At 73.6% G+C, this 24,181-nt stretch carries 18 protein-coding genes and 1 pseudogene; 12 read left to right on the forward strand and 7 right to left on the reverse strand.

The window, feature by feature from the left end; translation table 11 throughout:
* Nucleotides 1–65: 65 nt before the first annotated feature.
* A complete protein-coding gene (locus ASF89_RS06770; protein ID WP_055813326.1) occupies nt 66–431 on the reverse strand; it encodes a hypothetical protein in 366 nt (121 codons plus the stop codon).
* Between the two features lie 60 nt (nt 432–491).
* On the opposite strand from ASF89_RS06770, the gene ligD reads away from it, so the two are divergent.
* On the forward strand, nt 492–1,508 hold the full coding sequence (gene ligD, locus ASF89_RS06775) for a non-homologous end-joining DNA ligase (protein WP_055813330.1): 1,017 nt from the start codon (nt 492–494) through the stop codon (nt 1,506–1,508).
* Nucleotides 1,509–1,542: 34 nt separating this feature from the next.
* Here the strand turns inward: ligD and ASF89_RS06780 are convergent, their stop codons facing one another.
* Nucleotides 1,543–2,625, reverse strand: coding sequence for an ATP-dependent DNA ligase (locus tag ASF89_RS06780; RefSeq protein ID WP_055813333.1), 1,083 nt, complete (start codon nt 2,623–2,625; stop codon nt 1,543–1,545).
* A gap of 39 nt (nt 2,626–2,664) precedes the next feature.
* Between ASF89_RS06780 and ASF89_RS06785 the strand changes: the two genes are divergently transcribed.
* Entirely contained in the window at nt 2,665–2,952 is a 288-nt protein-coding gene (locus ASF89_RS06785) for a hypothetical protein (protein WP_055813336.1), read from the forward strand.
* Nucleotides 2,953–3,000: 48 nt separating this feature from the next.
* Complete coding sequence (locus tag ASF89_RS06790; RefSeq protein ID WP_369814540.1) at nt 3,001–4,620, forward strand: molybdopterin-dependent oxidoreductase; 1,620 nt, start codon at nt 3,001–3,003, stop codon at nt 4,618–4,620.
* Here the strand turns inward: ASF89_RS06790 and ASF89_RS06795 are convergent.
* Nucleotides 4,607–5,389, reverse strand: coding sequence for a response regulator (locus ASF89_RS06795; protein ID WP_082489858.1), 783 nt, complete (start codon nt 5,387–5,389; stop codon nt 4,607–4,609). The two genes, ASF89_RS06790 and ASF89_RS06795, sit on opposite strands and share 14 nt — an antisense overlap.
* Nucleotides 5,386–7,029 carry a sensor histidine kinase gene (locus tag ASF89_RS06800; protein ID WP_200937136.1) on the reverse strand — a complete coding sequence of 548 codons (1,644 nt, stop codon included), beginning with the start codon at nt 7,027–7,029 and terminating at the stop codon, nt 5,386–5,388. Before ASF89_RS06800 ends, ASF89_RS06795 begins: the two co-directional genes overlap by 4 nt.
* 139 nt (nt 7,030–7,168) lie before the next feature.
* On the opposite strand from ASF89_RS06800, the gene ASF89_RS06805 reads away from it, so the two are divergent.
* From ASF89_RS06805 to ASF89_RS06815, 3 genes are all read left to right on the forward strand, one after another.
* Entirely contained in the window at nt 7,169–8,605 is a 1,437-nt protein-coding gene (locus ASF89_RS06805) for a cation:dicarboxylate symporter family transporter (RefSeq protein WP_082489950.1), read from the forward strand.
* Between the two features lie 123 nt (nt 8,606–8,728).
* Nucleotides 8,729–9,730, forward strand: coding sequence for a zinc-binding dehydrogenase (locus ASF89_RS06810; RefSeq protein WP_055813345.1), 1,002 nt, complete (start codon nt 8,729–8,731; stop codon nt 9,728–9,730).
* The gene (locus ASF89_RS06815; RefSeq protein WP_235484022.1) at nt 9,727–11,340 is read left to right on the forward strand and encodes an NAD(P)/FAD-dependent oxidoreductase; all 1,614 of its coding nucleotides are present in this window, start codon (nt 9,727–9,729) and stop codon (nt 11,338–11,340) included. The genes ASF89_RS06810 and ASF89_RS06815 overlap by 4 nt, the downstream gene beginning before the upstream one ends.
* A gap of 78 nt (nt 11,341–11,418) precedes the next feature.
* Here the strand turns inward: ASF89_RS06815 and ASF89_RS06820 are convergent, their stop codons facing one another.
* From ASF89_RS06820 to ASF89_RS06830, 3 genes are all read right to left on the reverse strand, one after another.
* The gene (locus ASF89_RS06820) at nt 11,419–13,542 is read right to left on the reverse strand and encodes an ATP-dependent DNA helicase RecQ (protein ID WP_055813349.1); all 2,124 of its coding nucleotides are present in this window, start codon (nt 13,540–13,542) and stop codon (nt 11,419–11,421) included.
* Nucleotides 13,543–13,628: 86 nt separating this feature from the next.
* Nucleotides 13,629–14,123: a DoxX family protein gene (locus tag ASF89_RS06825; protein WP_082475173.1), complete on the reverse strand. Its 495-nt coding sequence runs from the start codon at nt 14,121–14,123 to the stop codon at nt 13,629–13,631.
* A 9-nt stretch (nt 14,124–14,132) separates the two neighbouring features.
* A complete protein-coding gene (locus ASF89_RS06830; RefSeq protein ID WP_055813351.1) occupies nt 14,133–15,689 on the reverse strand; it encodes a PucR family transcriptional regulator in 1,557 nt (518 codons plus the stop codon).
* 122 nt (nt 15,690–15,811) lie between these two features.
* Between ASF89_RS06830 and gabT the strand changes: the two genes are divergently transcribed.
* The 6 genes and pseudogenes from gabT to ASF89_RS06860 all read left to right on the forward strand — a co-directional run bounded on the left by gabT (nt 15,812) and on the right by ASF89_RS06860 (nt 24,118).
* Complete coding sequence (gene gabT, locus ASF89_RS06835; RefSeq protein WP_082489860.1) at nt 15,812–17,170, forward strand: 4-aminobutyrate--2-oxoglutarate transaminase; 1,359 nt, start codon at nt 15,812–15,814, stop codon at nt 17,168–17,170.
* The gene (locus ASF89_RS06840; protein WP_055813358.1) at nt 17,167–18,570 is read left to right on the forward strand and encodes an NAD-dependent succinate-semialdehyde dehydrogenase; all 1,404 of its coding nucleotides are present in this window, start codon (nt 17,167–17,169) and stop codon (nt 18,568–18,570) included. Before gabT ends, ASF89_RS06840 begins: the two co-directional genes overlap by 4 nt.
* Nucleotides 18,571–18,643: 73 nt before the next feature.
* Nucleotides 18,644–20,083 (forward strand): aminobutyraldehyde dehydrogenase, encoded by a 1,440-nt coding sequence (locus tag ASF89_RS06845; RefSeq protein WP_055813361.1) that lies wholly within the window; start codon nt 18,644–18,646, stop codon nt 20,081–20,083.
* Between the two features lie 73 nt (nt 20,084–20,156).
* Nucleotides 20,157–21,524 (forward strand): annotated as a pseudogene (locus tag ASF89_RS06850) (flavin monoamine oxidase family protein); the annotation flags it as partial.
* Nucleotides 21,525–21,623: 99 nt separating this feature from the next.
* Nucleotides 21,624–22,568, forward strand: coding sequence for a universal stress protein (locus ASF89_RS06855; RefSeq protein WP_055813367.1), 945 nt, complete (start codon nt 21,624–21,626; stop codon nt 22,566–22,568).
* Nucleotides 22,565–24,118 carry an APC family permease gene (locus ASF89_RS06860; protein WP_055797901.1) on the forward strand — a complete coding sequence of 518 codons (1,554 nt, stop codon included), beginning with the start codon at nt 22,565–22,567 and terminating at the stop codon, nt 24,116–24,118. The genes ASF89_RS06855 and ASF89_RS06860 overlap by 4 nt, the downstream gene beginning before the upstream one ends.
* The last annotated feature ends 63 nt before the right edge of the window (nt 24,119–24,181 follow it).

Here is a 24,181-nt window from a genome sequence, read left to right on the forward strand (position 1 = left end):
GGCGGAGGGGCGCTCTCCGACCACCGTGGGGCGTTTCGGGTGCGCGGGCGGCGCCGCCGGTCAGGTCAGAACGGGCCGGCGGCCACGGCCAGCGCCTCGAAGAACGCCGTCGCATCGTCATCGCGCCGTTTGACCGACGCGCCGATCGTGCCCGACGGGGGGCGCAGCTCGCCGTCGACGCGGGTGCCGCCGTCGACGGGCGTGAAGGTCAGCCGGAACGCGACGTCGCCGGTGGCCGTCGCCGATCGGCGCGAGAGCACGGCGCCGTCGTCGTCGACGCTCGTGACGGTGAACGACGGGCTGGTCTGCACGGCGCGGCGCACGAGCGCGGGCAGCATGGCGGGCGGGAGACCGAGCACCAGGGAGGCGCGGGTCAGCTCGGCGTCTCCCCGCTCGATCCGGGGACCTCTGGGTTCGCGGGAGCTGCTCATGCGCACAGGCTAGCGCGAGCGGTCGGCCAGCCGCCCGTGCCGCGGACTAGCGTCGCGCGCATGGCCTCCGAATCGACGACCCTCCGCGTGGGCGACCGCGACGTCCGCGTGAGCAGCCCCTCCCGCGTGCTCTGGCCCGAGCTCGGGGTGACCAAGCTCGATCTCGCCCGCTACCTCGTCGAGGTCGGCGCACCCTTCGTGGCGGCGAACGGCGACCGCCCGATCTCGCTGCAGCGGTTCGGCGGTGACGTCGACGGCGAGCAGTACTTCTCGAAGAACCCGCCGCGCGGCACGCCCGACCACGTGCGTGCCGTCGACGTCACCTATCCGAGCGGTCGGACGCACCCGCAGCTCGTGATCGACGAGCCGGCCGCCGCGGTCTGGGCGGCGCAGATGAACACGCTCGTGTTCCATCCGTGGGCGTCGCGCGCCGAGCAGCCCGATCTGCCCGATCAGCTGCGCATCGACCTCGATCCGCAGCCGGGCACGACCTTCGCCGACGCGGTCGCCGCGGCGCTCGACCTCCGCGCCGTGCTCGACGAGGCCGGCCTGACCGCCTTCGTCAAGACGAGCGGCAACCGCGGCGTGCACGTGTTCGCGCCCATCGAGCCCGAGCACGAGTTCCTGGACGTGCGTCACGCCGTCATCGCGGCGGCCCGCGAGCTCGAGCGTCGCGCCCCCGACCGCATCACGACCGCCTGGTGGAAGGAGCAGCGGGGCGAGCGCGCCTTCGTCGACTACAACCAGGCGAACCGCGACCGCACCATGGCGGGTGCCTGGTCGCCCCGGGCGCTGCCCCGCGCCTCCGTGTCGCTGCCGGTCTCGTGGGACGACCTGCCCTCGATCGACCCGGGCGAGCACACGGTCCTGACGGTGCCCGACCGTCTGCAGCGGCTGGGCGACCCCTGGGCGTCGATGCACGAGAGCCCCGGTCGCATCGACGTCCTGCTCGGCTGGTGGGAGCGCGACGTGGCCGAGGGGCTCGGCGAGCTGCCGTTCCCGCCGGACTTCCCGAAGATGCCGGGCGAACCGCCCCGCGTGCAGCCGAGCCGGGCTCGCGCCGCGGCGACCGACTGACGCGCGGACGAGGAGCCGAGGAGGCGCGGGCCGACTACCCGAGCACCTCGCCGAGGTCGTACGCCGCGGGCACCTCGAGCTGGTCGAAGCCGCACGACCGCGCGTCGCGGTCGGGTCGCCACCGCGCGAACTGCACCGTGTGCCGGAACCTCGCGCCCTCCATCTGGTCGTAGCGCACCTCGACGACCCGTTCGGGTCGGAGCGGAACGTACGAGACGTCCTTGCCCGACGAGAAGCGGCTGCGCTCGGTCTCGGCGTGCAGCACGTCGCCGTCGTCGCCCCGGGCGACCAGCGGTTCGAGCTCGTCGACGAGCTCGAGGCGACGGGCGTCTGAGAAGGCGGACACGCCTCCCACGGTCCTCAGCTCGCCGTCGTCGTCGTAGAGGCCGAGCAGCAGCGAGCCGACGCCCGCGCCGCTCCTGTGCACGCGGTAGCCGAGCACGACGACGTCGGCCGTGCGATGGTGCTTGATCTTCAGCATGGTCCGCTTGCCGGGGGAGTACGGCGCGGCGAGGGGTTTCGCGACGACGCCGTCGAGCCCCGCGCCCTCGAACTCGGCCAGCCACCGGCGGGCCAGGCCGACGTCGTCGGTGGCTCGGCTGACGTGCAGCGGCGCACCCCGACCCTCGAGGGTCTCGACGAGGAGGGCGCGACGCTCGGCGAAGGGAGCGTCGACGAGGTCCCGGTCGCCGAGGGAGATCAGGTCGAAGGCGACGAACTGCGCGGGGGTCTCGACGGACAGCGTGGCTATCCGCGAGGCGGCGGGGTGGATCCGCTGGCCCAGCGCCTCCCAGTCGAGCCGTTCGCGCCCGGGCTCGCCCGAGCGCACGACGATCTCGCCGTCGAGCACGCACGGACCCGGCAGCAGCTCCGCGAGAGCGGCCACGAGCTCGGGGAAGTACCGCGTCAGCGTCTTCGACCCGCGGCTGCCGATCTCGATCTCGAGAGCCGGACCGCCGTCCGCCCCGGCCTCACGCCGTCGCGCGTAGACGATGCCGCGGAATCCGTCCCACTTCGGCTCGTACGACAGACCGCCCGGCACCGAGTCGGGTCCGGGCACCTCCGCGACGGCCTTAGCGAGCATGGGGACGACAGGGTTCTCGGCGTCGTAGGTCATCACCCGAGTGTGCTCCGCCGCGCCGCCTAGGGTGTGGGGATGAAGACGCTGCACTACGCCGGATCCCGCCTGACCGTGAGCGACGAGCTGGCCGAGGTGCTGCTCGCCGCGTCGATGGAGTTCGCCGACGACGACCGCACGTTCCGCGTGCCCGTCGCCTGCCGACTCGAGGGGCGCGCCGAGATGGCCCAGCTGCTGCTCGGCCCCGGCATCCCGCTGCTCGTCGTCGACGCCCCCGACGCCGACGCCGGCGACCCGCCCGGGTCGGAGTCGTCGGTCGCGCTGATCAGCGAGCTCATGGAGAGCCTCGTCGGTGACGACGACTGACGGGCCCGGCCGGGCGGGCTCCCGGGAGGCGCGGCCTACCCTGGGCGCATGTCCGTACGCCTGGAGTCCCCGCCCCGCCCGGTCGACGACGGGATGACGACCCGCGCCTCCTCGGCCTGGGCCGCCCTCACGGGCGTCGTCGCGGTGGCCGCGTTCCTCGCGTCCGCCGAGGCCGCCGCCTGGGTGACGGGCGCCGGCGGCAGCCCCCTCTTCGGCGTCGGCTCGGCGGCCATCGACCTCGCCCCCGCGGCGGTCAAGAACCTCATGGTGTCGGTGTTCGGCACGGGCGACAAGGTCGCGCTCTTCGTGCTGATGGGCGTGCTGCTCGTCGTCATCACGGCGGGTGCCGGCCTCCTCGAATGGCGCAGGCCGCCCGGCGGCAAGGTCGTCTTCGGCATCGGAGGGGTCGTCGCCCTCGTGGCCGTGCTGACGCGGGCCGACAGCTCGTCGCTCGACGGGGCTCCGACGGCCGTCGGGACCGTCGTGGCACTGGTCGTCCTGACCGCCCTGCAGGCCCGGCTGCGTCGCTGGGTCGCGTCCACCGAGCCGCAGCGGGCCTCGGCCGCCGTGCCGGCCCCGCCGCTGCGCACCCCGGGTCTCGAGCGCCGGGGCTTCCTGATCATGGCGATCGCCGTGGGCGCGGCGTCGGTGGTCGTCGGCACGGGCACCCGCATCGTCAACGCCACGCGGGCGAACGTCGGGGCCCTCCGCGACGCCCTGACCCTGCCCGCCCCGGCCCAGGCCGCGCCCGCGGTGCCCGCCGGCGCCTCCCTCGACATCGACGGCATCACGCCGTACGTGACGCCGAACGCCGACTTCTACCGCATCGACACCGCCCTGCAGGTCCCCTCGATCGACCCGGCCGAGTGGAGTCTGCGCATCCACGGTCTCGTCGACCGCGAGGTCGTCATCACGTTCGACGAGCTGCTCGCCCTGCCCCTCGAAGAGCACCACGCGACCCTCAGCTGCGTCTCGAACGAGGTCGGCGGCGACCTGATCGGCACCGCCCTGTGGCTCGGGTACCCGATCCGCGAACTGCTGCGACGGGCCGGCCCGCAGAGCGGCGCCGACATGGTGCTGTCGACGAGCAGCGACGGGTTCACCGCCGGCACGCCGCTCTCCGTGCTGGTCGACGACGGCACCGACGCCCTGCTGGCCGTGGGCATGAACGGCGAGCCGCTGCCGCAGCAGCACGGGTTCCCGGTCCGCATGGTCGTCCCCGGACTGTTCGGCTACGTCTCGGCCACGAAGTGGGTCGTCGACCTCGAGGTCACCCGCTTCGCCGTGACCGAGGGCTACTGGACCCCCCGCGGCTGGGACGCCCTCGGGCCGGTGAAGCTCGAGTCGCGCATCGACACCCCGAAGGCGGGCGCCACGGTCGACCCGGGTCGGGTGCCGATCGCCGGGGTGGCCTGGCACCCCCACACGGGCGTCCGGGGCGTCGAGGTGCGCATCGACGACGGCGACTGGGTCGCGGCCGAGCTGGCCGAGTCCGTCTCTGCCGACACCTGGGTGCAGTGGGTGCACCGGTGGGACGCCACCTCGGGTGATCACACCGTGCGGGTGCGCGCGACCGGCGCCGACGGCGTCACCCAGTCCGACCGCGAGCTGCCGCCCGCCCCGAACGGCGCCGAGGGCTGGGACGAGCACTCGTTCACCGTGCGCTGAGCCACCGGTAGGTGCTCTCGGGCCGCCCGGGGGAGCCGTAGAGCTGCTCCCGCCGCACGAGTCCCGCCGACTCGAGGTGCTCGAGGTAGCGGCGCGCCGTCACGCGGGAGACCCCCGCCGACCCGGCCAGCGCCTCCGCCGTCCACGGGTCGGGCCGACCGCGCACCACCGCGACGACCCGATCGAGCGTGGCGGGCGAGAGGCCCTTCCCGAGGGTCGGCGAGGTCGCCGTCCGGAGGGTCGCCAGCCCGGCGTCGACGTCGCCCTGGGTCACGAGACCGTCGCCGACGGTCAGCGACGCGCGGAACGTGCGGTACGCCCCGAGACGGTCGGCGAAGGCGGCGTACGTGAACGGCTTGATCAGGTACTGCACGATGCCGAGCGAGACGGCCGCCCGCACGACCTGCACGTCGCGGACGGCCGTCACGGCGATCACGTCGACGGTCGACCCCGCGGTTCGCAGGGCGCGGCAGAGCGCGATCCCGTGGGTGTCGGGCAGGTTCATGTCGAGCAGCACGAGGTCGATCGACGGGTCGTCGCGGAGGCGGGCGAGCGCCGCCCGGCCGTCGTGCGCGACGCCTGCCAGCGCGAAGCCGTCGACCCGGGCGACGTAGGCGGCGTGCGCCTCGGCGGTCAGCGGTTCGTCGTCGACCACGAGCACCCGCACGACGTCGGCGCCGGGCGCCCCGTAGCCGAAGCGGTCGTGGGAGCCGGGACCGTCGCCGGAGCCGTCGTCGGACGGAGGCGGACCCGAGGAGGCGCGGGTCATCGCCGCCCCCCGCCGAGGTCCGCCCGGGGCTGCGGGGCCGCGTCCACCGCGCCGGCGAAGCGCACCGAGAAGACGGTCCCGTCGTCGCCCGTGGTCACCGTGATGCCTCCGCCGGCGCGCGACACCGCCTGGCGGACGAGGGCGAGGCCGACCCCGCGACCGGTGCTTCCGGCCTCCTTGGTGCTGAAGCCGCGGCGGAAGGCCTGCTCGACGTCGCCGAGCCCCGGTCCGTCGTCGGCGACCTCGAAGACGACGCCGTCCGCGTCCCGCCAGGCGGTCACCCGCACGGTGGCCTCCGCGGCGTCGAGGGCGTTGTCGAGGAGGTTGCCCAGCACGGTGACGAGGTCGCGCGGCTCGACCTCGAGGCCGCCGAGCCCCGGGTCGACGTCGATCACGAGGTCGACGCCGCGTTCCCGCGACTGGGCCGTCTTGCCGAGCAGCAGCGCGGCGAGGGCCGGCTCCTCGACGGAGTGGATCAGGCTGTCCGCGAGACGCTGGTCGACGTCGAGCCCGGTGGCGGCGAAGGCCATCGCCTCGTCGGTGCGTCCGAGCTCGATCAGCGACACGATCGTGTGCAGCCGGTTCGAGAACTCGTGGGTCTGCGACCGCAGGGCGTCGGCGAGGGTCCGCATGCTCTCCACCTCGCCGGCGAGGTGGGTCAGCTCGGTGCGGTCGCGGAGGGTGGTGACCGTCCCGAGCGTGCGGTCGGGGCCCGGGCGACCCGCGCCTCCCGGGCTCTCTGCTCCGGTGGGCTGCTGGTTGACGACCAGCACGCGGTCGTCGGTGACGTGCACCTCGTCGTCCGCCCGTCGACCCTCCACGAGGAGGCGCGCGAGGGAGTCCGGCAGCTCCAGCCCGTCGAGGGGCATCGGCCGGTCGACCCCGCCCGGCGGCAGCCCGAGGAGTTCGGCGGCCTGGTCGTTGTAGAGCGTCAGGCGCCCGCGGTCGTCGACGAGCAGGAGCCCCTCGCGCACCGAGTGCAGGACCCCCTCGTAGTAGTCGAAGAGGCGCCCCAGCTCCTCGGGGCCGCGGCCGCGGGTGACGCGCCGGAGGTAGCGGCTGAGCAGCCACGAGGCGACGGCGCCGAGCAGCACGGTGGTCGCGGCCGCGACGAGCACGAGGGCCAGACGCTCCTCGAGCGTGTCGGCGATGGCCGAGACGGTCACGCCCGCGGAGACGAGGGCCACGATCTCGCCGTCCGCCGAGCGGACCGGCACGACGGCGCGCACCGAGGGGCCGAGCGTCCCCGTGTAGGTCTCGGTGAACGACCGGCCCTCGAGCGCGGGGTCGATCGTGCCGACGAAGGGGCGGCCGATCTCGGCCGGGTCGGGGTGGGTGAGGCGGGTGCGGTCGGTCGTCATGATGGTGACGAAGTCGGTCGAGGTGTCGCGCATCAGGTCGAGGGCGTAGGGCTGCAGCAGCGCGCTCGGGTCGGTCGTCGTCAGGGAGTCCCGCACGAACGGGTTGTCGGCGACGCCGGTGGCGAGGGCGAGGCACGCGCGGGCCGCCGAGGAGTCCGCGTCGGTGCGCGCGGTGCGGATCGTCCAGACGGCGGCGAGGGCCGCGATCAGCACGATCACGACCACCTGCAGCGCGAACAGGCGCGCGGCGATGCTCCACCGGGGGTGGCGTCGGGTCATCGGGTCGCTCCTCGCTGCGCTGCGCATGACCAGTATGACCAGAACCTCGACGGTCGCGCCGCCGCAGGCGATGCTCGCCGGACGCACTCCGCAGACCGTCGACGACGACGTCGCCGGACATGAGAACGAGGAAGTCCCCATGGCTAGGACGCACAAGGGCGGCAGCACGCCCGCCGCCGGTGACACGACGACGACGGGCGGCGTCCGCACCAGGCGCCGCATCGACCGGTCGCACTGGCTCTACATCGCGGTGATCGTCGCCGTCGCGGCCGGCATCCTCGTCGGCCTCGTGGCCCCCGACGTCGCCGTGCAGCTCAAGCCGATCGGCACGGCCTTCGTGTCGCTCATCTCGATGATGATCGCCCCCGTCATCTTCTGCACGATCGTGCTCGGCGTCGGCTCGATCGCCAAGGCGGCGACCGTCGGCAAGGTCGGCGGGCTGGCGCTCGGCTACTTCATCGCGATGTCGACCTTCGCCCTGGCGATCGGCCTCGTCGTCGGCAACCTGGTGCACCCGGGCGAGGGGCTCATGGTCGGCTCGACCGGGTACGAGGCCCCCGCGTCGGAGGAGGCCGGCGGCACGGCTGGATTCCTGCTCGGGATCATCCCCGAGACGCTCGTCTCGTCGCTGACGTCGGGGTCGATCCTCCAGACGCTGTTCGTCGCCCTGCTCGTCGGATTCGCCCTGCAGCGGATGGGCTCGCGCGGCGCGACGATCCTCGAGGGGGTCCGCAATCTGCAGGTGCTGGTCTTCCGCATCCTCGCCATGATCATGTGGGTCGCGCCGATCGGCGCCTTCGGGGCCATCGCCGCCGTGGTGGGCGAGACCGGCGTCGCCGCCATCGTCGCCCTCGGCACCCTGATGATCGCCTTCTACATCACCTGCATCCTGTTCGTCGCGGTCGTGCTCGGCACGCTCCTGAAGCTCGCCACCGGCGTGAACATCTTCCGTCTGATGAAGTACCTCGGACGCGAGTACCTGCTGATCGTCTCGACGTCGTCGAGCGAGGTCGCGCTGCCCCGCCTCATCGCCAAGATGGAGCACCTGGGCGTCTCGAAGCCGGTCGTCGGCATCACCGTGCCCACGGGCTACTCGTTCAACCTCGACGGCACGGCGATCTACCTGACGATGGCGTCGCTGTTCATCGCCAACGCGATGGGCACGCCCCTCAGCGTCGGCGAGCAGATCTCGCTGCTGCTGTTCATGATGATCGCCTCGAAGGGCGCCGCCGGGGTCACCGGCGCCGGCATCGCGACCCTCGCCGGCGGGCTCCAGGCTCATCGTCCCGACCTCGTCGACGGCGTCGGCGTCATCGTGGGCATCGACCGGTTCATGTCCGAGGCCCGCGCGCTCACGAACTTCACCGGCAACGCCGTCGCCACCGTGCTCGTCGGCACCTGGACGAAGCAGATCGACAAGGACCGCGTCGAGACCGTCCTCTCGGGCGGGGCGCCGTTCGACGAGGCGACGATGAACGCCGACGGGCACGGCGCCTCCCGGCCCGCGGTCGCCGACGCCGCCGCGGCGGGCGAGGCGCCCTCCGCCGCCGCCGTCGAGGCCGACGCCCGACGCTGAGACGTCCCCTGGCCGTGCGTGGGGCACGGCCAGGGGACCGGGCGTACCGTCGCCCCGGAGGCGCGGTGCGGGCCCTCGGATCACCGACGATCGCGAGAGCGCCGCCCGCAGAACGGATCCACCATGCTCGCCGGACGTCTGACCGTCACCACCCGCCGCTTCGAGGTCGTCGAGGTCCCCACCCCCGACGCCGGACCGGGAGAGGTCCGCATCGCTGTGGCCGCCGCCGGAGTCTGCCTGTCGGACGTCCATCTCATCCAGGGGTCGCTGACCCCGCTGCACCTGCCGGGCGACACCGTCACCCTCGGCCATGAGGTCGCGGGCACCATCGACCAGGTCGGCGACGGGGTCGCCCACCTCGCGGTCGGCGACCGCGTGCTGCTGCAGGCCGGTCAGGAGGACGACGGCCGCGTGCTCACCCGCGGCGTCGACTACGACGGGGGGTGGGCCGAGCACGCCGTCGCGCGAGCCGACACCGTCGTCCCCCTGCCGGCCGACCTGCCGTTCGAGCAGGCCTGCTTCATCCCCGACGCCGTCTCGACGCCATGGGCGGCGATCACCACCACGGCCGGCACCCGCCCCGGCACCGCCGTCGGCGTCTGGGGCGTCGGCGGTCTCGGCGCCCACGCCGTGCAGCTGCTCTCGCTCGTCGGGGCGGCCCCGATCATCGCCGTCGACCCGCTGCCCCGGGCCCGCGAACGAGCACTCGCCTTCGGCGCCGACCTCGCCCTCGACCCGGCCGACCCGACCTTCGCCGAGCAGCTGGGCCGGGCCACCCACGGTGCGGGGCTCGCCCGCGCCTTCGACTTCGCCGGGGCGCCCGCCGTCCGCGAGCAGGCCATCGCCTGCCTCGGATACCGCGGACGACTCACGCTCGTCGGCCTCACCGACGCGCCCCTCACCGTCGCCGACGGTACGCGCTTCAGCTATCTGCAGCAGCAGGTGCTCGGACACTACGGCTCGGAGCCCGCCGACGTGACCACGCTCGTGGCGCTCGCCGGTCAGGGCCGACTCGACTTCTCGCGATCCGTCAGCGCCACCGTCCCCCTGGCCGACGCGGCCCGGGCGGTCGAGATGCTCGAGCGCAAGGAGGGCGACCCGATCCGGATCGTGCTGGTGCCGTGACCGGGACGACCCGCGCCGCCTCGACACCCGCCTCCTCGGCCCGCACTACCGCGGCGGGCGACCCGCTGCCCGAGCACGTCGACGTGCTCGTGGTCGGCGCGGGCCTGTCGGGGGTCGGCATGGCGGCGCGACTGCTGCGCGACTTCCCCGGGCGGACCCTCGCCGTCGTCGAGGCGCGACACGCGATGGGCGGCACCTGGGACCTCTTCCGCTACCCGGGCGTCCGCTCCGACAGCGACATGTTCACCCTGGGCTACGCCGACCGGCCCTGGCGCGATCGCCGCTCGATCGCCCCGGGCGAGGCGATCCGCGACTACGTGCGCGACACGGCCGACGAGTCCGGCGTCGCCGACGTCGTCCGCTACGGGCACCGGGTGGTGTCGGCCGACTGGTCGAGCGCCGAGGCGCTCTGGACGGTCACCGTCGACGTCGAGGCCGCCGACCGGGCGGAAGCGGATGCGCGCGTCGACGACCGCGCGGCGACCGTCGACGCCACCGACCGTCTCGGCCCGGCCGCGCCCCGCCGGGTCACCGTGACCTGCGGCGTCCTCGTCGCGTGCTCGGGCTACTACCGCTACGACGAGGGCTACACCCCCGTCTTCACCGGGCAGGACGACTTCACCGGCCGGGTGGTCCACCCTCAGCACTGGCCCGACGACCTCGACGTGACCGGACGACGCGTCGTCGTCATCGGCTCGGGCGCGACCGCGATCACGCTCGTCCCGGCCCTCGCCGAGCGGGCCGAGCACGTCACGATGCTGCAGCGCTCGCCGACGTACGTGCTGTCGCTGCCGTCCCGCCGTCGTCGGCCCCGTCTCTGGCGGCGGCTGCTCCCGGTGGGGATCGACGACGCGCTGACCCGGTGGCGGAGCATCGGCATGGCCCTGCTCAGCTATCAGGCGAGTCGGCGATCGCCCGCCCGCATGAAGGCGTTCCTCCGATCGGGCGTCGAACGGCGGCTGCCCGAGGGGTTCGACGTCGACCGGCACTTCCAACCGTCGTACGACCCCTGGGATCAGCGCCTGTGCATCACCCCCGACGGAGCCCTGTTCGCGGCGCTGCGGGCCGGAACGGCGTCGATCGTCACCGACGGCGTCGAGCGCTTCGTGCCGGAGGGCGTGCGGGTCGAGGGGCGGGACGGGCAGGAGGCGCGGGTCGTGCCCGCCGACGTCGTCGTCACGGCGACGGGGCTCAACCTGCTGCTGTTCGGCGGCATGCGGCTGTCGGTCGACGGGGCGCCGGTCGACCCGGCGACGAAGCTGACGTACAAGGGGTTCATGCTGGCCGATGTGCCGAACTTCGCGTTCGCGATCGGGTACACGAACGCCTCGTGGACCCTGAAGATCGATCTCGTCGGGCGGTACCTCTCGCGGCTGCTCCGGCACATGGACCGGCGGGGGTGGCGGTGGGCCGCGCCGTCGTCGCCGACCCGGGAGGGGCGGACGATGCCGCTCATCGACCTCTCGAGCGGCTACGTCGCCCGGGGTCGGCACCTCCTGCCCCGTCAGGGGGTCCGGGCACCGTGGCGGATGCACCAGAACTACCCGCGCGACGTGCTGTCGATGCGCTTCAGCAGCCTCACCCGCGACGGCATGCGCTTCGGCCGCTGAATCGGGGCGCTGGGAGCCGGGAACCGGGTGTTGGAAGCCGGGCGTCGGGCGTCGCGAGTCGCGCGTCGCGCGCCGCGGCTAGCCGACGACGGCCAGGGCGAACGGCAGCACCGCCGAGGCGCCGGCCCGCCGCAGCTCACGACCGGCGACGGTGATCGTCCAGCGGCTGTCGACGAGGTCGTCGACGAGCAGCACGGGCCCCTCGACCGTGGCGAGCGCCGCGGCGAGCTCGGGTCCGACCTCGAACGACTGCCACACGTCGGCCAGGCGGTAGACGCTGTTGCCGCCCTGGCCCCGACCGGTCGAGGGCCGGGTCGCCGTCAGCGTTCCGAGCAGGGGGAGCCGCCCGACCGTGCTGATCGCCTCGGCGAGCGATCCGACCAGCAGGGGCCTCGACGTCGACGGCAGGGCGACCACGCCGACGGGACGTTCGGCCCAGGGCCAGTCGCGGAGCACGCGGACCACCCCGTCGAGCAGGTTCTTCGAGAGGGGAGCGTCGGGTGCTGACACGGCGAACACCTCGCGGAGCGTCGTGCCCCAGCCGAGGTCGGTCAGGCGGGCGAGAGCGCGACCCTGCTCGAGGCGCTCGCCGTCGGCGATCTTCCCCTTGACGGGCACGCCGGCGCGATCGGCGCCGGTCGGCCACTGCGCGCGAGGGTCGATCTCGACCCCGACGCGGTCGAGCGAGGTCGAGGCGGACGACGCGGCGGCGCCGTCGATGCCGGTGGGGTACCAGGCGCCGGCGCAGACGTCGCACCGACCGCACGGCTTCGCGTCGGGATCGTCGAGGTCGACCTGGAGCATCTGCATGCGGCAGGTGGTGGCGTGCTGGTAGTCGAGCATCGACTGCTGCTCGGCCACCCGAGCGGTGGCGATGCGGTCGTAGCGCTCGGCGTCGTAGACCCAGGGTCGCCCCGTGCTCACCCAGCCGCCCTGCACGCGCCGCACGGCCCCGTCGACGTCGAGCACCTTGAGCATCAGCTCGAGCGGGGTGCGCTTGACGTCGACCCGCGCCTCGAGCGCCGGCGTCGACAGCGGGGTGTCGCCGAGCTCGGCGAGCACGGCCGAGGCCCGCGCCTCGGAAGGCATCGACGCGGTGGCGAAGTACTGCCAGATCTCGGCGTCCTCACCGCCGGGCAGCAGGAGCACGTCGGCGTTGTCGGTCGCGCGACCGGCGCGGCCGATCTGCTGGTAGTACGCGACGGGTGACGAGGGGGCGCCGAGGTGGACGACGAAGCCGAGATCGGGCTTGTCGAAGCCCATGCCGAGTGCGCTCGTGGCGACGAGCGCCTTGAGGTCGTCGTCTTTGAGTCGCTGCTCGAGCTGCTCGCGCTCTTCGGGGTCGGTGCGGCCCGAGTACGAGCGGACGTCGTGGCCGGCCTCGCGCAGCAGGCGGGCGGTGTCGTCGGCCGCCGAGATGGTGAGCGTGTAGATGATGCCGCTGCCCGGAAGGTCGGCCAGGTGACTGAGGAGCCAGCCGAGCCGGTCGCGCGACGTCGGCAGCTGCAGCACGCCGAGCCGGAGGGAGGCGCGGGCCAGCGAGCCGCGGATGGTCAGGACGTCGTCGCCCGGCCCCACCGCGAGCTGCTCGGCGACGTCGGCGACGACGCGGGCGTTGGCCGTAGCGGTCGTCGCGAGGACGGGCACCCCCGCGGGCAGGGTGCGGATGAGATCGGCGAGTCGCCGGTAGTCGGGGCGGAAGTCGTGGCCCCAGTCGGAGATGCAGTGGGCCTCGTCGATGACGAGCATGCCGAGGCGGGCGATGAGCACCGGCAGCTGCTCGTCGCGGAAGCGCGGGTTGTTGAGTCGCTCGGGCGAGACGAGCAGCACGTCGATCTCGTCGTCGACGAGCTGCTGCTGCACGTCGGACCACTCGTGCGCGTTCGCGGAGTTGACCGCCACGGCCCGGACCCCGGCTCGCGCGGCGGCGGCGACCTGATCGCGCATGAGCGCGAGCAGGGGAGAGACGAGCAGCGTCGGGCCCGTGCCCCGACGGCGCAGCAGCAGGGTCGCGATGAAGTAGACCGCCGACTTGCCCCATCCGGTGCGCTGGACGACCAGGGCCCGGCGACGGTCGGCCACGAGGGCCCTGATGGCCTCGAGCTGACCGTCGTGGAACACCGCGTCGTCGCGACCCGTCAGCGCCCGGAGGAGTTCGAGGGCTTCGGCGTCGATGTCGGTCGTGGTGCTCGTCGAGGTCATGCCGTCATGCTGTCAGACGCCACCGACAGAGCCGCGGCGCCGTCGGAGGCCGCGCCGCGCCTCCTCGGCGGTCGCGCGGGGCGGGGTCAGGCGTCGGGCGCGGCGCGTCGGCCGAGCTCGACCACGACGAACGATCCGATCGTCCCGGCGACGAGGGCGAACAGCGCACCCGGCGTGCCCCAGGTCTTCCTGCCGAAGGCCTGGTCGACGGAGGGGCCGCCGGGGCCCGCGGCGACGGCGGCGGCCGCGGCGATCAGCACGGCGTTGTACTCGAAGCCGCCGGAGGTGTTCCAGGGGCCCTTGGAGCCGTGCACCTTGCGGACGGCCGTGACCATCGTGGCGACGACGCTGGCCGCGGCGAGCGGAGTCGCGGCGCCGAGCGCGAGAGCCGCTCCGCCGGCCGTCTCGGAGATCGCGACGAGACGCGCGTTGCGGGCGGCGGGGTGCATGCCCGTCCCGGCCATCATCTGCTCGGTGCCCTCCAGCCCGGGGCCGTCGAAGGCGCCCGTCAGCTTCTGCAGGCCGTGGCCCACGAAGAGGCCGCCGATGGTCACGCGGAGGAGTGTCGATGCAAGGCTCATCAGACTTTCCTACCCGGTCGCCTGCAGCAGCGCCCAGAGTTCCGCCCGATCGGCGAATACGTCGAGCGACAGGCCGAGCGTGCGCTCGACCTTCGCGACCCTCGCGCGGAGGCTGTGGCGGTGCAGGCCGAGCTGCCGCGCGGCGGGCTCCCAGGCGCCGTTGTGCTCGAGCCAGACCCGGCTGCACGCGAGGAGCTCGTCGCCGTCGTCGAGGGCGCGCACGGGGGCCAGGCGCGTGTCGGCCAGTCGCGCGGCCTCGTCCGTCCAGAGGGCGGCCACGAGACCGCCTGCGGCGACGCGCGACCAGGGGACCACCGCCTCCTCGTCCCCGGGGGCGCCGGCCCCGGCCTGCGCGAGGGCGAGGGCCCGTCGCGCCTGACCGAGCGCCCCGGCCAGCCGGTCGTGTCCGACCACGTCCGAGACGCCCACCCGGAGGCCGTGCGCCGCGGCCAGGGCGACGAGGTCGATGGCCCCGGGCGTCGCCAGCACGACGAGCTGATCGCCGAGCGGTGCGACGAAGACGTCGGAGCGCCCGGCGGCGACGCGCTCGACGGCGTCGATCGCGAGGGCGGCGGAGCGCTCGGGAGGCGCGATCAGGGCCACGACGGAGGGGCCGTCCGCGAGTCCGACGCCCACGGAGCGGGTGATGGCCCGAGCGACGTCGACGCGTCCCGACACGAGCAGCGCCCACACCTGCGCCCACAGCTCGCGCTGACCGCGCAGTCGGGCGGCGTCGCGGTCGAGGGTGGTCTCGGCGAGGGCCACGACGCTCGTCACGACGGCCCGGGCCGCGAGGTCGAGATCACGGCTCGTGACGACGGCGAGCACGCCTCGCAGCTCGTCGCGGCGGCCGAGCGTCTGCAGCGTCGTCACCGAGGTGGGCCCCACGACCGTGCTGCTCGCGCGCGCCCCCCGGCGCAGGAGGCGCACGGCCTCGTCGTCGACCCGTCGCGGGTCGTCGGGCGCGATCGCTCCGGCGGGCGGCCCCTCCGGCGCGGGGCCGCTCCGGTCGGGCGCCGCCGCGTGCCGGCGAGCGCCGTCCGACCCGAAGAGCAGCACCGCGCCCGAGAGCTGCTCGGCGAGCACCCGCAGCACCGCCTCGAGCCCGCCCTCGCCGATCGCCGCGACCGAGACGGCGCGCTGGGCCCGCAGCGTCCAGAGATCCCTGGCCCGCGCCTCCTGGGCGATGAGGTCGGCGGCCCAGCGGACGACGGCGATGAACGGGGTGCGGTACGGCACCTCGACGACGGGCACCCCACGGGCCGAGGCGGCCACGACGAGCTCGACGGGCGTGCCGCGGTGCCGCACCTCGGTGCCGAAGCCGAGGGCCACCACGCCCGCGACGACGAGGCGCTCGACGTACGCGTCGTAGTCGGGCGGCCCGGCGGCGTCGTCGAACTGGGTGCCGGTGGTCAGCAGCATCGTCGACTCGGCGACGAACGGCGACGGGTCGAGCAGGTCCGAGCTGTGCACCCACGAGAGGGGCAGGTCGAGCCGGGTGGTCGGGTCCAGCAGTCGCAGGCCTAGGGCCTGCTCGCGGACGAGGGCCCGCACGGTCGGTCGCATGCCCCGACGTTAGCGCTCCGGTGTGCCGATCCGGCAGCTCGGACGGCGAATTGCGACGGATCGGCAGTTCAGGAGGCGCGCCCCGCCTCCCTAGAGTCGCCGCAAGTCGAATGGAGCACCGCATGAGCACCACCACCGTCACCACGCCGCGCGGCGGGCCCGGCCTCGAGCAGCGCCGGCGCCTCGTCACCGAGATCCCCGGCCCGCGCAGCCGCGAGCTCATGGAGCGCAAACGGCAGGCCGTGGCCGCCGGCGTCGGCGTCAGCCTCCCGGTCTTCACCGAGGCGGCCGGCGGGGGAGTCCTCACCGACGTCGACGGCAACACCCTCATCGACCTCGGCTCGGGCATCGCCGTCACCGGCGTCGGCAACTCCGCCCCCGCCGTGGTCGACGCCGTCGTCGAGCAGGTGCAGCGCTTCACCCACTCGTGCTTCATGATCACCGCGTACGACGGCTACGTCGCGGTCTGCGAGGCCCTGAACCGCATCACCCCCGGCGATCACGACAAGCGCACCGCCCTGTTCAACACCGGCGCCGAGGCCGTCGAGAACGCGATCAAGATCGCCCGCTCGTACACCGGGAAGACCGCCGTCGTCGCCTTCGACCACGCCTACCACGGCCGCACCAACCTCACGATGGCGCTCACCGCCAAGGCGATGCCCTACAAGACCGGCTTCGGCCCCTTCGCCCCCGAGATCTACCGGGCGCCCCTGTCGTACCCGTATCGCGACGGCGGGCTGAGCGGCCCCGAGGCGGCGGCCCGGGCCATCTCGCAGATCGAGAAGCAGATCGGCGCCGGTTCGCTCGCCGCGGTCGTCATCGAGCCCATCCAGGGCGAGGGCGGCTTCATCGTCCCCGCCGAGGGGTTCCTCCCCGCCCTCGTCGACTGGTGCCGCGCGAACGACGTCGTCTTCATCGCCGACGAGGTCCAGACCGGCTTCGCCCGCACGGGCCGGATGTTCGCCAGCGAGCACGAGGGGATCGTCCCCGACCTGGTCGTCACCGCCAAGGGCATCGCGGGCGGTCTCCCGCTGTCGGCCGTCACCGGCCGCGCCGAGATGATGGACGCCCCGCACGTCGGCGGCCTCGGCGGCACCTACGGCGGCAACCCCCTCGCCTGCGCCGCCGCCCTCGCCGCCATCGACTCGTTCGAGAACGACGGCCTCGTCGAGCGGGCCGAGCGCATCGGCGAGCTGCTGCTCGACCGACTGCACCGGCTGCAGGCCTCCGACCCGCGCCTCGGCGACGTCCGCGGCCGAGGCGCCATGATCGCCGTCGAGCTCGTCGACCCCCTCAGCGGCGAACCCGACCCGGGGCTCACCGGCCGCGTCGCCGGGCACTGCCACGCCAACGGCGTCATCGTGCTCACCTGCGGCACCCACGGCAACGTCATCCGGTTCCTCCCGCCGCTCACCATCGGCGACGACCTGCTCCAGGACGGCCTCGACGTCGTCGCCGAGGCACTGGCGGCGAACCGATGAGCACCCTCGCAGGAGGCGCGGCGACCTTCGCCGTCCACGACCCCGCCACGGGAGACGAGCTCGCCCGGGTGCCCGACCAGACTCCGGCCAACGCCGTGCGCGCCCTCGACCGGGCCGTCGCCGCCGCGGACGCCTGGGCCGCGACCCCTCCACGAGCGCGCGGCGAGATCCTCCGCCGAGCCTTCGACCTGCTCATGGAGCGCCGCGACGAGTTCGCCCTCCTGATGTCGCGGGAGATGGGCAAGCCGCTCGCGGAGGCCCGGGGAGAGGTGACCTACGGCGGCGAGTTCCTCCGCTGGTTCTCCGAGGAGGCCGCCCGCATCGACGGGCGCTTCGGCCCCAACCCGGAGGGCACGGGCACCATGATCGTCACCCACCGCCCCGTGGGCCCCAGCTACCTCATCACGCCGTGGAACTTCCCGCTCGCCATGGCGACCCGCAAGATCGCCCCGGCGCTCGCCGCGGGCTGCACGGTCGTGATCAAGCCCGCCGACCTGACCCCGCTGACGACGATCCGGTTCGCCGAGCTGCTCGCCGAGGCGGGTCTGCCCGACGGCGTGCTGACCGTCCTGACGACGACCGACTCGAAGGGCGTCACCGCTCCGCTGCTGGCCGACCCGCGCCTCCGGAAGCTCTCGTTCACCGGGTCGACCGCGGTCGGCCGCGTCCTGCTCGCCCAGGCCGCCGAGAACGTGCTGCGCACCTCGATGGAGCTCGGCGGCAACGCCCCCTTCATCGTCCTGGCCGACGCCGACCTCGACGCCGCGGTCGACGGCGCGATGCTCGCGAAGTTCCGCAACACGGGGCAGGCCTGCACGGCCGCCAACCGGCTGCTCGTGCACGAGTCGATCGCCGACGAGTTCACCCGGCGTCTCGCCGAGCGGGTCTCGGCGCTCGTCGTCGGGCGGGGCACCGACGACGGCGTCGACATCGGCCCGCTCATCCACGACCGCGCCGTGGCATCGTGCGCGGCCTTCGTCGACGACGCGGTCCGACGCGGAGCCCGCGTCGTCGTCGGGGGGACTGCCCTCGACGGCCCCGGATCGTTCTTCGCCCCGACCGTGCTCGCAGACGTCCCCCGCGACGCCGCCGTCCTGCACGACGAGGTCTTCGGCCCCGTCGCCCCGATCACGACCTTCTCGGACGAGGACGACGCGGTCGCCCTCGCCAACGACACCCCGTACGGTCTCGTCGCCTACCTGTTCACGACCGACCTCGCCTCGGCGCACCGCCTGCTCGGGCGCCTGCGGACCGGCATGCTGGGCGTCAACACCGGCCTCGTCTCGAACGCCGCGGCGCCCTTCGGCGGCGTCAAGCAGTCCGGGGTCGGCCGCGAGGGCGGACGCGAGGGCATCCACGAGTACCTCGACACCACGTACGCGCTCGTGCCGACCGGCTGAGAGCGGGCTGCGCACGCCCGCGAACCCGACCCGCCCCGCCGACCCGCCCGCCGCTCCACCCCGAGAGGACACCATGCCGACGCTGCAGAACTTCATCGACGGAGAGCTCGTCGACGCCCACGGCGTCGAGACCCTCGATCTCGTCTCACCCGTCACCGACGAGATCGTCGCCGTCTCGCCGATGTCCGACGGCGTCGACGTCGACCGGGCCGTCGACGCGGCCCGACGGGCCTTCGCGGGCTGGGGGCGCAGCACGCCGTCCGTCCGCCAGGCGGCTCTGCTCGCCCTGGCCGACGCGCTCGAGCAGCACAGCGACGAGCTCGTCGACGCCCAGCACCGCAACACGGGCCAGCCCAAGGCGATCATCGCCGCCGAGGAGGTCGCCGTCGGGGCCGACCAGCTCCGGTTCTTCGCCGGCGCGGCCCGCCGGCTCGACGGGATCGCGTCGGGGGAGTACCTCGACGGTCTGACCTCGACCGTTCGACGGGAGCCCATCGGCGTCGTCGCCCAGGTCACGCCCTGGAACTACCCGCTGATGATGGCCCTCTGGAAGATCGGCCCGGCGCTCGCTGCCGGGAACACCATCGTGCTGAAGCCGAGCGACACGACACCCGAGTCGACCCTCGTGCTCGCTCGCCTGACCCGGGGGATCCTGCCCGACGGCGTCCTCAACGTCGTCCTGGGCGACGCGTCGACCGGCCGCACCCTCGTGGAGCACCCCGTCCCGGGTCTCGTCGCGATCACCGGTTCGGTCCGGGCCGGCGTCGCCGTGGCGTCGTCGGCCGCGAACCGGGTCGCCCGCGTGCACCTCGAGCTCGGCGGCAAGGCCCCGGCGGTCGTCTTCGACGACGTGGACGTCGACGTCGTCGGCCCGGCGCTCGCCGAGGCGGCGTTCTTCAACGCGGGTCAGGACTGCACGGCCGTCACCCGGGTCATCGTCCACGAATCCCTGCACGACGCCCTCGTCGAGGCGCTCGTCCGTGCCGCCGAGGCGACGACGACGGGCCCCGACGCGGGCGACGACGCCTCGTACGGGCCGCTGAACAACGCGCGGCACTTCGCCGCTGTCAGCGGCGTCATCGACGCGCTGCCCGCTCACGCCACCGTCGCGACGGGCGGCGTCCGCGTGGGTGACGCCGGTCTCTTCTTCGCGCCGACCGTCGTGACCGGGGTCCGCCAGGACGACGACGTCGTGCAGAGCGAGGTCTTCGGCCCCGTCGTCACGGTGCAGTCGTTCCGCACCGCCGACGAGGCGCTCGAGCTCGCCAACGGCGTGCCCTACGCCCTCGCCTCGAGCGTGTGGACCGACAGCCACACCACGGCCGAGCGCTTCGCCCGCGACCTCGACTTCGGCTGCGTCTGGATCAACACGCACATCCCGCTGGCGGCCGAGATGCCCCACGGCGGGTTCAAGCGCTCGGGCTACGGGAAGGACCTCAGCGCCCACGGCGTCGACGACTACACGCGGGTGAAGCACGTGATGAGCGCGCACGCCTCGCCCCGCCGGGTCTGACGCGCACCGACGCGCCCCACCCGCCGCCCGTTCCCCGACCACGCCCACCGACCACACCACCACCGACGGAGCACGCATCATGACCGAGACCCTCATCAGCGACGTCGTCGTCATCGGCGCCGGAGCCTCCGGGCTCACCGCCGCCACCGACCTCCGCGCCGCCGGCCTGACCGTCACGGTGCTCGAGGCCCGCGATCGCGTCGGCGGACGCCTCCGGACGGAGACGATCGACGGGGCGATGCTCGAGCTCGGCGGGCAGTGGGTCTCTCCCGACCAGACGGCGCTCATCGCCACCCTCGACGACCTCGGGCTCCCCACCTACTCGCGCTGGCGCGACGGCGAGAGCGTCTACGTCTCACCCGACGGGACGGCCTCGCGCTTCACGGGCGACATCTTCCCGGCCTCCGACGTCACGCAGTCCGAGATCGAGCGCCTCATCGAGGTGATGGACGCCCTCGTCGCCGAGATCGACGTCGCGGCGCCGTGGTCGCATCCCCGGGCCCACGAGTACGACCACGTGTCGTTCGCCGGCTGGCTCGAGCAGCAGACCGACGACGTCGAGGCGCGCGACAACATCGCGCTGTTCATCGCCGACGCGATGCTCACGAAGCCCGCCCACGCGTTCTCCCTGCTGCAGGCCCTCCAGATGGCCTCGAGCGCCGGAAGCTTCAGCAACCTCGTCGACGCCGACTTCATCCTCGACAAGCGGGTCGTCGGCGGGCTCCAGGGCGTGCCCCTCGCGCTGGCCGCGTCCCTCGGAGGCGACGTCCGTCTCGGGCAGGCCGTCGACCGGCTCGAGTGGTCCGACGCCGGCGTCGTCGCCACCACCCCCTCGCTGCGCGTCGAGGCCCGCTACGCCGTCGTCGCGGTGCCGCCGAACCTGTACTCGCGGATCGACTACGTCCCCGCCCTGCCGGCGAAGCGACTGCAGTGGCACCAGCACGTCTCGCTCGGTCTCGTCATCAAGGTGCACGCGGTCTACGAGACGCCGTTCTGGCGCGAGTCGGGTCTGTCGGGCACCGCGTTCAGCCCCTATCAGGTGGTGCACGAGGCGTACGACAACTCGAACCACGACGACCCGCGCGGCACCCTCGTGGGGTTCGTCAGCGACGAGAAGGCCGACCGTCTGCTGGCCCTGCCGGCCGACGAGCGACGCCACGAGATCCTCGGGTCGCTGACGTCGTACTACGGCGAGCAGGCCCTCTCTCCGGCCGTCTACTACGAGAGCGACTGGGTCTCCGAGGAGTGGACCGGCGGCGCCTACGCCACGAGCTTCGACCTCGGCGGGCTCTCGCGCTGGGGGCACGACCAGCGCGTGCCCGTCGGCCCGATCCGCTTCTCGTCGAGCGACATCGCGGCGGAGGGGTTCCAGCACGTCGACGGGGCCATCCGCGTCGGCCACGACGTCGCGGCCGAGATCGTCGCCGACCACCGGGCCTGACCCCGCCGCGGTCCGCACCACCCGCTCCGCCCCGCACCCCGCCCGCCCGCACCCGCTCGCGCACCGCCCCGTCCCACCCCATCCGGAAGGCGCCACCCCGTGAGATCCGTCATCGTCGGCTACCTCGACACCCCCGCCGGGCGAGACGCCCTGGCCCTCGGCGCCGCCCTCGCGGCGACGCTCGGTCTGCGTCTCGATCTCGTGCTCGTCCTGCACGACGAGGGGCGCGCCTCCCTCGTGCCCGTCGGTCCGTCGTACGAGCGACATCTCGACGATCTCGCCGAGGGGTGGCTGAAGGAGGCGCGGGCCGGACTCCCGGAGTCCGTCGCGTCGACCGCGCACGTCGTCCGGGCCGAGACCTTCGCCGAGGGTCTCGTGACGGCTGCCGGGGATCTCGGCGCCGACGCCATCGTCATCGGCGCCGGCAAGGAGGGCGCCTTCGGCCGTCTGCACCTCGGCAGCGTCGGCGGGGTGCTCGTGCACTCGGCGCCGGTGCCCGTGGCCATCGCCCCGGCGGGTCTCGCCGGCCGCGGGGTGCACCGCTTCGGGACGATCATGGCCGCCGTCGGCACGCGCGCCGGCGCCCGGGCGGTCGTCGACTCGGCCATCGCCGTGGCCTCGGCCGCGCGGCTCCCGCTCCGACTCGTGTCGCTCGTCCCCCTCGACGTCGCCGACGGCACCGGTTCGGTCGACACCCGTGATCGTGCCGACGACCGGCACGCCGTCGCCCGCGAGCACGCCGAGGGGCTCCGCGACGTGGCCCTCCGCACCGTGCCCGATCGCGTCGACGTCACCGTCGAGATCGCCGCGGGCCCGCGCATCGGCGACGCGATCCGCGATCTGACCTGGACCGACGACGAGCTCGTCTTCGTCGGGTCGAGTCGTCTGGCGCAGCCCCACCGGCTGTTCCTCGGGAGCGTCGCCGCGAAGATCGTGCGCGGCGTGCCCGTCCCCCTCGTGGTGGTTCCTCGTGACCACGATCCCCGCAGCACCCGACCCGACCCCGGATCCGACGGGGTCGTGCACGAAGGGACCACCCCATGAGCATCCTCAAGAAGTCCGGAGTGACCGCCGACGGGGCGATCTCCTCCAAGGGTCTGAGCGCCGGCAGCGTCGGCCTGATCGGCGCGGTCGTCATCGGCATCTCGTGCATCGCGCCCGCCTACACGCTGACCGGGGCCCTCGGGCCCACCATCGCGCAGGTCGGCACGCACCTGCCCGCGATCTTCCTCGTCGGCTTCATCCCGATGCTCCTCGTGGCGTTCGGCTACCGCGAGCTCAACAGCGCCATGCCCGACAGCGGCACGTCGTTCACCTGGGGCGTCCGCGCCTTCGGGCCGTGGATCGGCTGGATGGCCGGCTGGGGGCTCGTCGTCGCCACGATCGTGGTGCTGAGCAATCTGGCCGGCATCGCCGTCGACTTCTTCTACCTGCTGCTCGGTCAGCTCTTCGGCAACCCCGCGCTGGCCGACCTGGCCGCCGATCCGGTCGTCAACGTCGTGACCTGTCTGGCGTTCATGGCGGGGGCCACGATCATCTCGTACCGCGACATGCAGACGACGCAGAAGGTCCAGTACTGGCTCGTCGGCTTCCAGCTGATCGTGCTGATCGGCTTCGCCGTCGTCGCGTTCGTCCGGGTGGGCGGCGGATCGGCGTTCGACGCGACGGGGATCTCCCTCGACTGGTTCAACCCGTTCAGCGTGCCGACCTTCTCGGCCTTCGCCGCGGGACTGTCGCTGTCGATCTTCATCTTCTGGGGCTGGGACGTCACCCTGACGATGTCGGAGGAGACCAGCGGCTCGCGCACCACCCCGGGCCGTGCCGCGACGCTGACGGTCGTCATCATCGTGCTCGTCTACCTGCTCGTGTCGCTCGCCTCCATGTCGTTCGCCGGTCTCGGGGCCGACGGCGTCGGTCTCGGCAATCCGGACATCCAGGGCAACGCCTTCTCGGCCCTGGCCGGCCCCGTGCTCGGTCCGCTGGCGATCCTCATGTCGCTTGCCGTGCTCAGCAGCTCCGCGGCCTCGCTGCAGTCGACCTTCGTCTCGCCCGCCCGCACCCTGCTGGCGATGGGGCACTACGGAGCCCTCTCGCCGAAGTTCGCCCGCGTCTCGCCCCGGTTCTTCACCCCCGGCTACGCCACCCTCGCCTCGGCGGTCGTCGCGAGCGTGTTCTACGCCGTGATGCGGTTCATCAGCGAGGACGTCCTCTGGGACACCATCACGACCCTCGGCATGATGATCTGCTTCTACTACGGGCTCACGGCCTTCGCCTGCGTCTGGTACTTCCGTCGCCAGTGGCGGACGGGCGCGCGCAACCTGTTCTTCCAGATCGTCGCGCCGGGCGTCGGCGGGATCATCCTCGCCGTCCTCTTCGTCACCACGCTGATCGACAGCATGGATCCGGAGTACGGCAGCGGCTCGCAGATCGGCGGCGTCGGCCTGGTCTTCGTGCTGGGCGTGCTGATCCTCGTGGCCGGCGTCGTGGTGATGCTCGTCAACGCGCGACTGCGGCCGGCGTTCTTCCGCGGCGAGGGGCTGCGGGCCGGCGTCGCGGGCGACGAGCGCGAAGGGCAGGCCGCGCTGCCCGAGTGACGGTCGCCGCGCTGCACGGACGTGCAGCGACACGGGGCGGCCGGGGGCCGGGGGAGGAGCAGA

The sequence above is a fragment of the Frigoribacterium sp. Leaf172 genome (genome assembly GCF_001424285.1).
GTDB lineage: Bacteria > Actinomycetota > Actinomycetes > Actinomycetales > Microbacteriaceae > Frigoribacterium.

Excerpts from the sequence above, each read along its gene's own strand:
- ASF89_RS06860 (WP_055797901.1), top strand. The coding sequence starts at position 22,565 with ATGAGCATCCTCAAGAAGTCCGGAGTGACCGCCGACGGGGCGATCTCC.
- ASF89_RS06840 (WP_055813358.1), top strand. The coding sequence starts at position 17,167 with ATGAGCACCCTCGCAGGAGGCGCGGCGACCTTCGCCGTCCACGACCCC.
- ASF89_RS06830 (WP_055813351.1), bottom strand. The coding sequence starts at position 15,689 with ATGCGACCGACCGTGCGGGCCCTCGTCCGCGAGCAGGCCCTAGGCCTG.
- ASF89_RS06810 (WP_055813345.1), top strand. The coding sequence starts at position 8,729 with ATGCTCGCCGGACGTCTGACCGTCACCACCCGCCGCTTCGAGGTCGTC.
- ASF89_RS06795 (WP_082489858.1), bottom strand. The coding sequence starts at position 5,389 with ATGACCCGCGCCTCCTCGGGTCCGCCTCCGTCCGACGACGGCTCCGGC.
- ligD (WP_055813330.1), top strand. The coding sequence starts at position 492 with ATGGCCTCCGAATCGACGACCCTCCGCGTGGGCGACCGCGACGTCCGC.
- ASF89_RS06770 (WP_055813326.1), bottom strand. The coding sequence starts at position 431 with ATGAGCAGCTCCCGCGAACCCAGAGGTCCCCGGATCGAGCGGGGAGAC.
- ASF89_RS06825 (WP_082475173.1), bottom strand. The coding sequence starts at position 14,123 with ATGAGCCTTGCATCGACACTCCTCCGCGTGACCATCGGCGGCCTCTTC.
- ASF89_RS06785 (WP_055813336.1), top strand. The coding sequence starts at position 2,665 with ATGAAGACGCTGCACTACGCCGGATCCCGCCTGACCGTGAGCGACGAG.
- ASF89_RS06820 (WP_055813349.1), bottom strand. The coding sequence starts at position 13,542 with ATGACCTCGACGAGCACCACGACCGACATCGACGCCGAAGCCCTCGAA.
- ASF89_RS06845 (WP_055813361.1), top strand. The coding sequence starts at position 18,644 with ATGCCGACGCTGCAGAACTTCATCGACGGAGAGCTCGTCGACGCCCAC.
- ASF89_RS06805 (WP_082489950.1), top strand. The coding sequence starts at position 7,169 with ATGGCTAGGACGCACAAGGGCGGCAGCACGCCCGCCGCCGGTGACACG.
- ASF89_RS06790 (WP_369814540.1), top strand. The coding sequence starts at position 3,001 with ATGTCCGTACGCCTGGAGTCCCCGCCCCGCCCGGTCGACGACGGGATG.
- gabT (WP_082489860.1), top strand. The coding sequence starts at position 15,812 with ATGAGCACCACCACCGTCACCACGCCGCGCGGCGGGCCCGGCCTCGAG.
- ASF89_RS06800 (WP_200937136.1), bottom strand. The coding sequence starts at position 7,029 with ATGACCCGACGCCACCCCCGGTGGAGCATCGCCGCGCGCCTGTTCGCG.
- ASF89_RS06780 (WP_055813333.1), bottom strand. The coding sequence starts at position 2,625 with ATGACCTACGACGCCGAGAACCCTGTCGTCCCCATGCTCGCTAAGGCC.